Raw genomic sequence first — 12708 nt, 5'->3', positions numbered from 1 at the left:
CCCAAAACGTGGGGGTGGACGCGGCACGGGGGATGCCACGTGCGGGGGAAAGTCTTGAAGGGGGTGGGCCCGGCGGCGCGGGTGGCCTGCTCGGGGCCCGGCGGCCGGCGCGCGGCCTGGGGGTGTAACCACGGGCGGTGGCCGGTCATTCCGGCGCCTGCCGGGTCGTGCGCTCGGCGGCGCCAGGGGATGTAACGACGGCCGGTGGCCGGTCATTCCGACCGGGTGCCTGCGGCGGGGCCGGGGCTCCACGCGGTCTGCCAGGTATAACGCCCCACCCCCGGCGCCGATTCCGCCGAGCCGGTGACCCTCACCACCCCAAACCGCACGAAAGCGACACCGGTCGCACCCGTTCGCCCCCGCGCGAACGGGCACGTCGGCCGACCCGGCCGACCCGGCAGACACCCACGGCGTTCCACCTACCTGCCTGGGTAGGCGTCGCTGGAACGTCATGGGTGTCTGAGGGCCGCTTTGACACCCATGGCGTTCCACCCGCCGGCTTGGTGGGCGTCACTGGAACGCCATGGGTGTGTCAACGGCTGTGCGGGCATCCGTGGCGCCGGTCGGGCTCACGGGTTCGCGGTGTGCGCGGCTGTGGCGACGGTTGTCGGTTCCGGGCGGGTCGCCTGCCGCCACCCCGGCGGACCGTAGTCGGATCAGCGGTGGGCGAGCAGGTCGAGCAGGGCGTCACGGGCGGTACGCACGGCGACGCGCGACTCATCCGTGTGGTCCAGGGCGTCGAAACCGTGCTGCCCGTGCGGCACGTCGACGATCCGGACAGGCGTGCCGTGCCGGGCGGCGGCGGTCAGGAACGTGTCGATGGAGGACGCGACCTCGGGTCGGTCCCGCCCGACCCTGGTCAGTACGAGCGGCACCGACCGGACCGCGCCGGCCGCCGAGGGCTGGTTCGGGCCGACCGGCCGCCGCGCCGCGCCGCCGACGGGTCCGGCGTCGACGCGAGCGGTCGGGGCGGGTACGGCTCCGGCCCGGTCGCCGGTGGAGTCGGCCGGGTGGGCGCCGATGGGGTCGAGCGGATCGGGGCCGGTGGCGCCGAGCGGGTCGGGGCTGGTGGCCCGGGATCCGGTAGGGCCGAGGGCGTCGATCGGGTGGAAGCGCGGATCGACGGGTGGCCACTCGGCCAGGGGCGCCAGCAGCGGATAGGTCGCGGCGAGCCCGCGCAGCCAGCGTGGTGGGTCGCGCAGCCAGTCGCCGAGGAGCAGGCCGGCGCCGGAGAAGAGCCAGAGCGCCAGTCGGTCGGGGTCGACGCGCGGGTCGGCGCGGAGCAGGTCGGCCGTGCCGGCGACGCGGTCCGCGACAGTGGTCAGGTCGTCGGGGTGCGCCACGGTGAGCCGGGGGATCGCGGCCACCGCGCCGCGTTCGGCGAGCAGGGCGCCGTAGCCGCGGTAGAGCGGCCAGTCCCGCGCGTCGGGTGCCTCCGGCGGGCCGGGTACGCCGTGCACCACCACGACCGCCGGGTGGCGGCCGTCGCCGGGCGGCAGGTGCAGGTCGACGTCGCCGTGCCGCTCCACCGGCGCGGGCGGGGGATCGAGAATAAACTGTGTCTCCCAGAAACTGTTTTTCATCAGGCCGATGATAGGGCAGCTCGCCGCCGTGCGCCGCCCCGGAAAATCGCCGATCAGGAGGACGATGCCTTGGCGTGCCGCTCCCGCAGTCGGTCCCGGATCTCCTCCGGGGTGTACGCCCGGCGCTGCCGTTCCGCCCGCGCCACCACCACGCCCGTCGCCGCCACGCCGGCGAGACCGGCCAGACCGAGCAGCTTCCACCACCGCATCCGTTGCCGCATCGGCTTAGGGTAGTCCTCCATGAGCATCAGCCTGGACGAGGCCGTGGAGCTGACCCGTACCGGAGATCTGTGGGTGTTCCGCGGGCGCAGCGTGCCCGACCGCGCCATCCAGTTCACCACCAACAGCCCGGTCAACCACGTGGGCATGGCGGTGGTGCTGGACGACATGCCGCCGCTGATGTGGCACGCCGAGCTGGGCCGCTCGCTGCCGGACATGTGGACCGGCACCCGCCAGCGCGGCGTGCAGCTGCACGACCTGCGCGACGCGGTCTGCGTGTGGGCCAACCGGTACGGCCAGCGCGGCTGGCTGCGTCAGCTCGAACCGTCCGCCGACACCACGATGGAGGAGGCGGTGCTGCGTACCGTGGCGCGGCTCGACGGCACGCCGTTCCCCTCCACCGCGCAGCTCGCCTGGCGGTGGGCCCGGGGCCGAATGCCGCACCTGCGCCGCGCGCCGTCCACGTCGGACGATGACCGTGGGCCCGACGAGGGTACGAAGGCGCGCGACCGGGCGCTGGAGACGGCGTACTGCGCCGAGGTGGTGGCGGTGACGTACGAGGCGATGGGGCTCCTGCCGGCCGGGCGGCGACCCAACTGGTACGACCCGGGGCGGTTCTGGAGCGGCGACGACCTGGCGCTGACCGGCGGCGCCCAGCTCGGTGCGGAGATCGAGGTTCGCATCCCGCCCCGCTGACCAGGTTTGCCGAGGTGGCGGGCCGGTAATGGAAGCCGGTGTGACGGCTTCCACCGACCTCGACACGCTCTCCGACTTCTTCGACCGGTACGGCGTGGCGCTGACCAGCGCCGACGTGCCGGCGATCGCCGGCTGCTACGCCCTGCCCGGGCTGGTGGTCGCCGACACCTACAGCTTCTCGTTCGCCTCGCCGGCGGCGGTGGCGCTGAGTTTCGTCGGCGCCGCGCCCGACTACCAGGAGCGGGAACTGATCGCCGCGAACGCGCAGATCGAGGACGTGCAGCAGGTGTCCGCGCTGCTCACCGAGGTCGCGGTGCGGTGGGAGTTCCTCGACAGCCAGGGCCGGGCGGTGCCCGGTGAGCGCTACCGCTATCTGCTGCGGGCCACCGACGAGGGCCCGGCCATCTGCACCGTCATCCGCACCGCCTGACCCGGTGCCCGGTTGTTGAGAAGGGGCCCCTTCTCTACCGCAAGCGTTAAGAAGGGGCCCCGCCTTACCTGCTCAGCGGTGGCTGGCGGCCCAGCGGTCGGCCTCCGGGGCCGAGTGCAGGCCGGGCTCGTGCAGGCCCTCCTCGTCGAGCTGCCCGATCCGGCGGTAGGTGTCCGGCCGGCTGGTCCGCAGCACCGCGCCCCAGATCAGGCCGAGCACGCCGGCGACCACCGGGATCGCCGGGAGCAGCCACTTCAGGTAGCTCGCGGTGTCCGGCGCGAGCAGCGCGTCGAAGTTGAACAGCAGCACCAGCAGCACGGCGGTGAGCAGGACGGTGCCGAGCGCCGGGGCGATCGCCCGCTGCCAGGCCGACTCGGGACCGCCGCGGCCCCGGAAGAAGCCGACGACGGCGGCCGAGGTGAGCGTCATCAGCAGCACCACGCCGACCGCGGCCGAGCCGGAGAGCCAGGTGAACAGGTCGATGACCGGGTCGCGGCCGCTCATCGCGAACGCCAGGAAGACCACCACGGCCAGCACGCTCTGGATCAGCGAGCCGGCGATCGGGGCGCCGCTGCGGCTGGAGGTCGCGCCGAGGAAGCGGGGCAGGACGTTCTCCCGGCCGAGCGCGAACAGGTAGCGGGCCACGCCGTTGTGGAACGACAGCAGGGCGGCCAGCACGCTGGTGATGAACAGGACGTTCGCGATGTCCGCGATCACGGTGCCGGCGTACTGGTCGAGGGCGCCGAAGACCACGCCCGGTCCGGCCTCGGTGCTGGCCTGCTGCGCGTTCTCCGGGCCGGTCAGCACGGTGAGCGCCCAGGCGGAGAAGGCGTAGAACAGGCCGGTGAAGGCGACCGCGATGTAGGTGGCCCGGGCCACGGTGCGCCGCGGGTCCTTGACCTCCTCGCTGTAGATCGCGCCGCTCTCGAAGCCGGTGAACGAGGCGATGGTGAACGCCAGCACCGCGCCGAACCCGGCCCCGAACAGGTGGGTGGGGCTGATGCCGGCGGTGGTGACGCTGCCGCCGGCCGGGTGGGCGAACGCCACCAGGTCGAAGATCAGCACCGCCACGCACTCGAGGACCAGCAGCACCGCGAGCACGCTGGCGTTGAGGTCGATGCGCAGCACGCCGAGCACGGCGATGAACATCCAGGCCAGCAGCGCCCAGACCCACCAGTCGAGGGTGAGCCCGGCCTTCGCCGTCATGAAGTCCTTCATGATCGCGCCGAACAGCCCGTAGAGGCCGATCTGGATCGCGTTGTACGCGGCCAGCGCGACCGCCGAGCCGGCCACCCCACCGGCCCGGCCCAGTCCGTTGGCGATGTACGCGTAGAACGCGCCGGCGTTCGCGACGTACCGGCTCATCGCGGCGTAGCCGGTGGCGAAGACGGCGAGCACGGCCGCGAGCAGTACGTAGCCCAGTGCGGCGCCGACGTTGCCGCTGACGGCGTACATGGTGGTGACGCCGCCGCCGAGAACGGTCAGCGGAGCCGACGCGGCGACGGTGAAGAAGACGAGGTGGGCGGTGCCGAGACGGCCACGGCGCAGCCCACCGTCGGAGAAGAACGGATCGGAGGACAAGGCTTCTCCAGGGGGAGGGGGAAGGGGTAGAGGGTGTCTACTTCGGAACAGCCTGAAGCAGGGTATTGGTGATCACGGATCGTCACAAGCCCGCTTCGATATCGATTAGGGTGCGCATGATCGACCGGAATTGAGCTGTGCGTGTTCATGCCGTACCGTCCCGTGGCGACGATCACGGCCACCGTTCGAGGATGGACCATGACCTACCCCGGGGCACAAGCCACGTACCGGCTCGCCGATGCGCTGTTCCTCATCGGACACGACGAGTTCACCGGTAAGCCGCATGTCGCCGTCGACCGGCTGGAGTGCGGACTGGCCGGCGCCGCGCTGGCCGAGTTGATGTTCGAGGGCCGCATCGCCCTCGACAACGGCGGCATCGCCGCGGTCGACCCGCGGCTGTGGCAGGAGCCGCTGACCGACCTGCTGATCACCGAGATCCTGCGGCGCGAGGGCGCGCATCCGGCCCGGCTGTGGATCCGCTACCTGCGGACCCAGCTGAACATCAACGAGCGGGTCGGCACCCGGCTGGTCACCGCCGGCGTGCTGCGCCGGGAGCAGGGCAAGCTGATCGGCCGCCAGGTGCGCTGGCCGGCCATCGACCCGAACCAGGCGGCGTCGCCGCGGGTCCGGTTGACCGCGATGCTGATGCACTCGTCCCCGGCCGAGCTGGACCCGGGGACGCTGCTGCTGGCGAGCCTGGGCGAGGCGGTCGGTCTCGCCGCGCACATCTTCGACCCGCAGGTCGGTGGCCGGATGCGGGACTGCCGGCGCTTCCTTCCGGCGCAACTGGAGGGGCTGCTCGCCGCGGTGGTGGGCGCGCTCGACGTCAGCACCACGACGGTCCGCCGCTGACGCGTCCCGCCCCGGCGGATCCGGGGCGGGACGGCGAGTCTTCTCAGGCGGGGTCGCGCCACATCGGGTAGAGGCTGGGCCCGTCCGGCAGGTCCAGCGTGACCGGGCGGCGCTGGAAGCCGAGCCGCTCGTAGAGCGCCGCGTTGCGCGGCGTGCTGGCCTCCAGGTAGCCGGCCGTGCCGGTCTGATCCAACTCGGTCAGCCGGTCGCGCAGCAGCGCCGAGCCGACGCCCTTGCCGTGGTGGTCGGGGTGCACCCCGATGAACGGCAGGTACCAGTGCGGCTCGCCGGGGTGGTTCGCGGCCATCAGCTCGTCGAGCACGGCGAACCGCTTCATCGCCTCGGGGCCGATCGCGGACTCCAGCTCGGCGAGTTCCTCGCCGTCGTCGCCGTCGTGGTCGCCGCCGACCGGCAGCCAGAGCGTCGCGCCCAGGCCGTCGCCGGCCACGTGGACCTGGCCGGTACGCAGCGCCAACGCGACGAACGGCCCGAAGAACGCGGGGTGGACCCGCGCCCGGTGGTCCTCCGCCGGGAAGATCCAGCCGCTGACCGGGTCCCGCATGAACGCCTCGGCGAGGATCCCGGTCACGAGGGCGTGGTCCGCCGTGGACGCACGCCTGATGTTGCCCTGCCACTCAGTCATTGGCCACCCGTTCTGCGCACCGCACGAGCCATTGTGGTCATCGATCGGCGTGCAACGTATCAGGTCGCTGAGTCGCGGGTCAGATCCGTTCGCGTCGCTCGCCGCTCGCGGCGTTGCTGGCTAGGCTGGCGCAGTCCGCCAACGGGGGAGGGCAGCCGGGCGTTCCCCTGCCCGCCGACAGGAGGAACATGTCCCGCACGCGTCGTGCCGCCCCGTCGCCCGGTTCCGCCATCACCTCGTCCCCGTGGATCCTCGTCGCCATCGGCGTGATCGTGATGGTGGTGCTGCTGGCGGTGGCGCTCGGCTCGGTGCGCGGTCGGCGGACGTTCCCGACGCAGGGGCCGACGGACCCGGCCATGTCCCTGCCGGGCCTGCCGGTCGCGCCGGCGACGTCGCCCACCGGCGTCGGCACGGCGTCGAGCCCGGCCGCGCGCCCGGTGGCGCCTGGGCTCTCGCCCCGGTCGACCGTGTTGCCGGCCCGGCCGACGCCGGCCGCGTCGACCGGGACCCCGCGCGGCGATGTCCGGCCCGCGTCCCCCGCGCCGCCGCGACCGGCCCCGCCGTCGGCGATGACCGGGCGGTACGGGGTGGTGAACACGTTCGACGGCGGCTTCATCGGCGAGGTGCTGCTGGTCAACACCGGTCGCTCGGCGCATGGCTGGACGGTGCGGTTGACGTTTCCGCGGGGCCGGCTGGTCACCGCCTGGGTGGAGGGCGCCGAGCAGGGCACGTTCGGCTTCGACGGCGGGGTCTTCACCTACCGCAGCGGGGTCGACCTGGCCGCCGGCGCGTCGGTGCCGGTGCGCTTCCACGTCGAGCAGGCCGGCACCCGGCCGGATTCGTGCGCCGTCGACGGCGCGACCTGCGCCGGTCTCTGACCCGCCGGTCCCGTACGCGCGGACGCCGGTTCCGGCGTTTTGCAAGATGACTGCCGTGTTGCGACGTCGTTTGCAAGGTATTGCAGAATGTTTCGGCAAGGGCTAGCGTGCGGGCGAATCAGCGACCAGAGAAAGGCCGTCGATGAAACCGACGCCGATATCCCCCAAGGCGTTGCTCGCCCTGGTCTCCTCCCTCGTACTCACCCTCGTCGGCGTGCCGGTGGCCCTCGTCGGCGTGCCGACAGCTCTCCACCAACTCGGCGCCGGAGGCGCCCAGCGCGCCGTCACCCCCGACGTCCTGGCCGCCGGCAACGCCCCCCAGTGGAACCGGGAGCCGTCCGCCGAGGCGCTGCTCAAGGCCGGGACCAACACCGCGAAGGCGGAGCAGTTCTACTTCGTGCTGCCGGACCGCTTCGCCAACGGCGACAAGCGCAACGACACCGGCGGGTTGACCGGGGACCGGCTCCGCACCGGCCTGGACCCCGCCGACAAGGGCTTCTACCACGGCGGTGACCTCAAGGGCGTCATCGACAAGATGGACTACATCCAGGGGATGGGCACCACCGCCATCTGGCTGGCCCCGATCTTCAAGAACCGGCCCGTGCAGGGCACCGGGGCGGACGTCTCGGCCGGTTACCACGGCTACTGGATCACCGACTTCACGCAGGTAGACCCGCACTTCGGCACCAACGCCGAGCTGAAGAAGCTCGTCGACCTCGCGCACCGGCGCGGCATAAAGGTCTACCTGGACATCATCGTCAACCACACGGCCGACATCATCCGCTACGCGGAGGACAAGTACGGCTACGTGGACAAGAAGACCGCGCCCTACAAGGACGCCTCGGGCCGGGCGTTCGAGGACCGCAACTACGCCGACGGCACCCGGAAGTTCCCCGCGGTGAACGCGGCGTCGTTCCCGTACACCCCGACGTTCGCGAGCCCGGCCGACGCGAAGGCCAAGGTCCCGGCGTGGCTCAACGACCCGACCATGTACCACAACCGCGGTGACTCCACGTTCGCCGGGGAGAACAGCGAGTACGGCGACTTCTTCGGCCTCGACGACCTGTGGACCGAGCGTCCCGAGGTGGTCCGGGGCATGACCGACATCTACGGCCAGTGGATCGGCAAGGCCGGCGTCGACGGCTTCCGCCTCGACACCGTCAAGCACGCCAACCTCGACTTCTGGCCGCAGTTCACCCGGGGCATCGACGCCTACGCGGCGAAGGCCGGCAAGAAGGACTTCTTCATGTTCGGCGAGGTCTACAGCGCCGACCAGGCGATCGAGTCGACCTACGTACGCCAGGGCGGCCTGCCCGCCACGCTCGACTTCTCGTTCCAGGAGGCGGCCCGCGGCTACACCGCCGCCGACGGCTCGGCCAAGGCCCTCGCCGACGTGTACGCCAGGGACGACCTCTACTCGGCCCGGGACACCGACGCCAACCGGCTCACCACGTTCCTCGGCAACCACGACATGGGCCGGATCGGCTCGTTCATCGCCGCGGCCGGCGGTGACGACGCCAGCCAACTGCGCCGCGACCAGCTCGCCCACCAGCTCATGTTCCTCACCCGCGGCCAGCCGGTGGTCTACTCCGGCGACGAGCAGGGCTTCACCGGGCCGGGCGGGGACAAGGACGCCCGCCAGGACATGTTCGCCTCACGCACCGCGGACTACCTCGACGACGACCTGATCGGCACCACCCGCACCCACGCCTCCGACCAGTACGACACCCGGCACCCGCTCTACCGGACCATCGCCGAGCTGGGCAAGCTCCGGGCGGCGCACCCCGCGCTGCGCGACGGCGTCCAGGTCACCCGGTACGCCGCCGACGGTCCGGGCGTGTTCGCGTTCTCCCGCGTCCTGAAGACCGAGCGGGTGGAACACGTCGCGGCGGTCAACAACGCCTCGACCCCGCAGACTGTCACCGTGGACACCTGGTCGGCCGGCGCCCGCTTCACCGGCATCTACGGCGGCGCGGCCACCGCCACCGCCGGCGCCGACGGCAAGCTGAGCGTCACCGTGCCGGCCATGTCGGCGGTGGTGCTCAAGGCCGACCGGGCGATCCCGCAGCCCGGCGCCGCCCCGACCGTCACGCTCACCGAGCCGGGCGCCGCCCCGGTCGCCACCACCACCGCGATCACCGCCCAGGTCACCGGCGACCCGCTCGCCACCGTCACGTTCGCCGCCCGGGTGCCCGGCGGGAAGTGGACGCTGCTGGGCAGCGCCGACCGCGCGCCGTACACGGTCCACCACGACCTGACCGGCCTGGCCGGCGGCACCAAGGTCGAGTACAAGGCGGTGGTCCGCGACGGCAAGGGCCGCACCGCCACCGCCCGCACCACAGGCACGGTCGGCACCCCGGCGCAGGGCGCGTCGCGGGACTGGGCGGTCGTGCACTACCAGCGCCCGGCCGGTGGCTACGACGACTGGGGGCTCTACGCCTGGGGCGACATCGACCCGGCGTACGCCACCGAGTGGCCGAAGGGGCAACCGTTCGCCGGTGAGGACTCCTACGGCCGCTTCGCCTGGGTGAAGCTCAAGCCCGGCGCGAAGTCGGTCGGCTTCCTGGTGGTCGACAAAGACGGCAACAAGGACGTGGCGAACGACCGCACCATCGACGTCACCCAGACCGGCGAGGTCTGGGTGAAGCAGGGCGACCCGACGCTCTACCCGACCCGTCAGGCCGCCACCGGCGAGCCCGACCCGGCCGTCGACCAGGGCACCGCGGTCATCCACTGGCGCAAGGCCGACGGCAACTACGACGGCTGGGGCCTGCACCTGTGGGACGGCGCGGCCAACCCGACCGACTGGGCCGCCCCGCTGAAGCCGGAGAAGATCGACGCGTACGGCGCGGTGTTCCGGGTGCCGCTGGCTGCCGGCGCGACCGGGCTGAGCTACATCATCCACAACGGTGACGAGAAGGACCAGCCGGACGACCAGCGCCTCGACCTGACCGGCGTCGGGCACGAGGTGTGGCTGCTGGCCGGCGTCAAGGGTCGGCTGCTGCCGGCGGCCACCACCGGCGCCGCCACGGACCTCGACGTCACCAAGCAGAAGGCGCAGTGGATCGACAGGTCCACCGTCGCCTGGGCCACCGGCCCGACCGACGGCAAGAAGTACGCGCTCGTCGCCGCGCCGGCCGGTGGGATCGGCATCGCCGACGGCGAGCTGACCGGCACGTACACCACGCTTCCGCTGCGGGCGCAGCGCAACGGGCTGACCGAGGCGCAACGGCAGGCGTACCCCCAGCTCTGGGCCTATCACGCCTTCTCGCTGGACCGCGCCGACCTGGCCAAGGTGCCGGCGGCGCTGCGCGGGCAGCTCGTGGTGACCGAGCGGGACGCCGAGGGCGCGCTGCTCAGCGCCACCGGGGTGCAGATCCCCGGCGTGCTCGACGACGTCTACCCGGCGGCCACCGGCGCGAAGCTCGGCCCGACGTTCGCCGGCCGGGTGCCCACCCTCGCGGTGTGGGCGCCGACCGCGCGGAAGGTGTCGCTGCAACTGTTCGACTCGCCGACCGCGCAGCCGAGCACGGTGGCGATGAGCCGCAACGACCGCACCGGCGTCTGGTCGGTGCGCGGCACGAAGGCGTGGACCGGGCGCTACTACCGCTACCAGGTCGAGGCCTGGCAGCCGGCGGCGCAGAAGGTGGTCACCGCGTCGGTCACCGACCCCTACTCGGTGGCGCTCGCGCCGAACTCCACGCACAGCCAGATCGTCGACCTGACCGACCCGGCGCTCGCGCCGGCCGGCTGGGCGAACCTGCGCAAGCCGGCGCCCGTGCCGGCGGCCAAGGCGCAGATCTCCGAACTGTCGGTGCGCGACTTCTCCATCGCCGACAGCACGGTCCCGGCCGAGAGGCGGGGCACCTACCTCGCGTTCACCGACCCGAACACCGCCGGGATGAAGCACCTGCGGGCGCTCGGCGACGCCGGGGTCAACTACCTGCACCTGCTGCCGGCGTTCGACTTCGCCACGATCCCGGAGAAGCGGGCCGACCAGGCCCAGCCGGCCTGCGACCTGGCGAAGCTGCCGCCGGACTCGGACCAGCAGCAGAAGTGCGTCGCCGCGGTGGCCGAGAAGGACGGCTACAACTGGGGGTACGACCCGCTGCACTACACGGTGCCGGAGGGCGGCTACGCGGTCGACCCGAACGGCGCGAAGCGCACCACCGAGTTCCGGCAGATGGTCGCCGGGGTGAACCAGGCCGGCCTGCGGGTGGTCATGGACGTGGTCTACAACCACACCTCGGCCGCGGGGACCGATCCGAAGTCGGTGCTCGACCAGGTGGTGCCGGGCTACTACCACCGGCTGCTGGAGGACGGCACGGTCGCCAACTCGACCTGCTGCGCCAACACCGCGCCGGAACACGCCATGATGGGCAAGCTCGTGGTGGACTCGCTTGTCACCTGGGCCAAGGCGTACAAGGTGGACGGCTTCCGGTTCGACCTGATGGGTCACCACCCGAAGGCGAACATCCTGGCCGTGCGGGCCGCGCTGGACAAGCTGACGCCCGCCCGCGACGGCGTGGACGGCAAGAAGATCCTGCTGTACGGCGAGGGCTGGAACTTCGGCGAGGTCGCGAACGACGCCCGGTTCGTGCAGGCCACCCAGGCCAACATGGCCGGCACCGGGATCGGCACGTTCAACGACCGGCTCCGTGACGCGGTGCGCGGCGGCGGCCCGTTCGACGCCAACCCGCGGGTGCAGGGCTTCGCCTCCGGCCTGTTCACCGACCCGAACGGCGACGCGGCCAACGGCTCGGCGGCCGAGCAGAAGGCCCGGCTGCTGCACGCCCACGACCTGATCAAGGTGGGGCTGACCGGCAACCTGCGCGACTACCGGTTCACCGACTCCGCCGGGAGGACGGTCACCGGTGCGCAGGTCGACTACAACGGCTCCCCGGCCGGCTACACCGCCGCACCGGGCGAGGCGGTCACCTACGTCGACGCGCACGACAACGAGATCCTCTACGACGCGCTGGCGTACAAGCTGCCGCAGGGCACCTCGGCGCAGGACCGGGCCCGGATGCAGGTGCTCGCGTTGGCGACCACCGCGTTCGGGCAGGGGACCGGGTTCGTGACGGCCGGCTCGGAGCGGCTGCGCTCCAAGTCGCTGGACCGGAACTCGTTCAACTCCGGTGACTGGTTCAACCAGATCCGCTGGGACTGCGCGCAGGGCAACGGGTTCGGCGCCGGCCTGCCGCCGGAGCAGGACAACAAGGACAAGTGGCCGTACGCGAAGCCGCTGCTGGCCGACGCGAAGCTGGTGCCGGACTGCGCGGCCATCGAGCTGAGCGACGCCCGCTACGCGGAGCTGCTGCGCATCCGGCGGTCCTCGCCGGTGTTCGGGCTGCCCACCGCCGAGCAGGTGCAGAAGCGGGTCGCGTTCCCGCTGTCCGGGGAGAAGGAGACCCCGGGCGTGCTCACCATGACCCTGGACGCCCGCGGGCTGGACGGGAAGTGGAAGTCGGTGACGGTGGTCTTCAACGCGACCCCGGAGACGGCGAAGCAGACCGTCACCGGCCTGCGGGGGGCGAACGTGGCGCTGCACCCGGTGCTGCGGAACTCGGCCGACCCGGCGCTGCGGACGGCCTCGTTCGACCGGGCCGCCGGCACCTTCACCGTGCCGGCGCGCAGCGTGGCGGTCTTCGTCCAGAGCTGACCGCACGTGCGGACCGGCCCCCCTGCCAGACGGCAGGGGGGCCGATCCGTACCCCGGGTCCGTCAGGTCAGTTGAAGCAGTCCTTGACGGTGTTGGCGCAGTTGGTGGGGTCGTTGTCGCTGATGAGGGATTCGTCGTCGAGCTTGACGCGGCCCTCGTTGTTG

Annotated in this window: 9 protein-coding genes; 5 read left to right on the top strand and 4 right to left on the bottom strand. The window is 72.3% G+C overall.

The window, feature by feature from the left end; translation table 11 throughout:
- Positions 1-656 precede the first annotated feature (656 nt).
- Together ACIA5A_RS30665 and ACIA5A_RS30660 are read right to left on the bottom strand one after the other, a co-directional pair.
- Positions 657-1583, bottom strand: coding sequence for a hypothetical protein (locus ACIA5A_RS30665; RefSeq protein ID WP_396768238.1), 927 nt, complete (start codon positions 1581-1583; stop codon positions 657-659).
- A gap of 53 nt (positions 1584-1636) precedes the next feature.
- Positions 1637-1825, bottom strand: coding sequence for a hypothetical protein (locus ACIA5A_RS30660; protein WP_139128748.1), 189 nt, complete (start codon positions 1823-1825; stop codon positions 1637-1639).
- Here ACIA5A_RS30660 and ACIA5A_RS30655 point away from each other — a divergent pair.
- Together ACIA5A_RS30655 and ACIA5A_RS30650 are read left to right on the top strand one after the other, a co-directional pair.
- Positions 1824-2498: a hypothetical protein gene (locus ACIA5A_RS30655; RefSeq protein WP_396768236.1), complete on the top strand. Its 675-nt coding sequence runs from the start codon at positions 1824-1826 to the stop codon at positions 2496-2498. The two genes, ACIA5A_RS30660 and ACIA5A_RS30655, sit on opposite strands and share 2 nt — an antisense overlap.
- A gap of 40 nt (positions 2499-2538) precedes the next feature.
- Positions 2539-2928, top strand: coding sequence for a hypothetical protein (locus ACIA5A_RS30650; RefSeq protein WP_396768234.1), 390 nt, complete (start codon positions 2539-2541; stop codon positions 2926-2928).
- A 72-nt stretch (positions 2929-3000) separates the two neighbouring features.
- On the opposite strand, the gene ACIA5A_RS30645 is transcribed toward ACIA5A_RS30650, so the two are convergent.
- Positions 3001-4509, bottom strand: coding sequence for an APC family permease (locus tag ACIA5A_RS30645; protein ID WP_396768232.1), 1509 nt, complete (start codon positions 4507-4509; stop codon positions 3001-3003).
- Positions 4510-4707: 198 nt separating this feature from the next.
- On the opposite strand from ACIA5A_RS30645, the gene ACIA5A_RS30640 reads away from it, so the two are divergent.
- The gene (locus tag ACIA5A_RS30640) at positions 4708-5361 is read left to right on the top strand and encodes a GPP34 family phosphoprotein (RefSeq protein ID WP_181569340.1); all 654 of its coding nucleotides are present in this window, start codon (positions 4708-4710) and stop codon (positions 5359-5361) included.
- A 43-nt stretch (positions 5362-5404) separates the two neighbouring features.
- Here ACIA5A_RS30640 and ACIA5A_RS30635 read toward each other — a convergent pair whose 3' ends face one another.
- On the bottom strand, positions 5405-6004 hold the full coding sequence (locus ACIA5A_RS30635; protein WP_396768230.1) for a GNAT family N-acetyltransferase: 600 nt from the start codon (positions 6002-6004) through the stop codon (positions 5405-5407).
- 188 nt (positions 6005-6192) lie between these two features.
- Between ACIA5A_RS30635 and ACIA5A_RS30630 the strand changes: the two genes are divergently transcribed.
- Together ACIA5A_RS30630 and pulA are read left to right on the top strand one after the other, a co-directional pair.
- On the top strand, positions 6193-6882 hold the full coding sequence (locus ACIA5A_RS30630; protein ID WP_396768228.1) for a cellulose binding domain-containing protein: 690 nt from the start codon (positions 6193-6195) through the stop codon (positions 6880-6882).
- 142 nt (positions 6883-7024) lie between these two features.
- Positions 7025-12544 (top strand): pullulanase-type alpha-1,6-glucosidase, encoded by a 5520-nt coding sequence (pulA, locus tag ACIA5A_RS30625; RefSeq protein ID WP_396768226.1) that lies wholly within the window; start codon positions 7025-7027, stop codon positions 12542-12544.
- Positions 12545-12708 lie beyond the last annotated feature (164 nt).

The sequence above is a fragment of the Micromonospora sp. NPDC051300 genome (assembly GCF_044455315.1).
Lineage (GTDB): Bacteria > Actinomycetota > Actinomycetes > Mycobacteriales > Micromonosporaceae > Micromonospora > Micromonospora robiginosa.
This window is presented reverse-complemented; position numbering and strand designations above follow the sequence as displayed.

Excerpts from the sequence above, each read along its gene's own strand:
- ACIA5A_RS30665 (WP_396768238.1), bottom strand. The coding sequence starts at position 1,583 with ATGAAAAACAGTTTCTGGGAGACACAGTTTATTCTCGATCCCCCGCCC.
- ACIA5A_RS30655 (WP_396768236.1), top strand. The coding sequence starts at position 1,824 with ATGAGCATCAGCCTGGACGAGGCCGTGGAGCTGACCCGTACCGGAGAT.
- ACIA5A_RS30660 (WP_139128748.1), bottom strand. The coding sequence starts at position 1,825 with ATGGAGGACTACCCTAAGCCGATGCGGCAACGGATGCGGTGGTGGAAG.
- ACIA5A_RS30640 (WP_181569340.1), top strand. The coding sequence starts at position 4,708 with ATGACCTACCCCGGGGCACAAGCCACGTACCGGCTCGCCGATGCGCTG.
- ACIA5A_RS30635 (WP_396768230.1), bottom strand. The coding sequence starts at position 6,004 with ATGACTGAGTGGCAGGGCAACATCAGGCGTGCGTCCACGGCGGACCAC.
- ACIA5A_RS30630 (WP_396768228.1), top strand. The coding sequence starts at position 6,193 with ATGTCCCGCACGCGTCGTGCCGCCCCGTCGCCCGGTTCCGCCATCACC.
- pulA (WP_396768226.1), top strand. The coding sequence starts at position 7,025 with ATGAAACCGACGCCGATATCCCCCAAGGCGTTGCTCGCCCTGGTCTCC.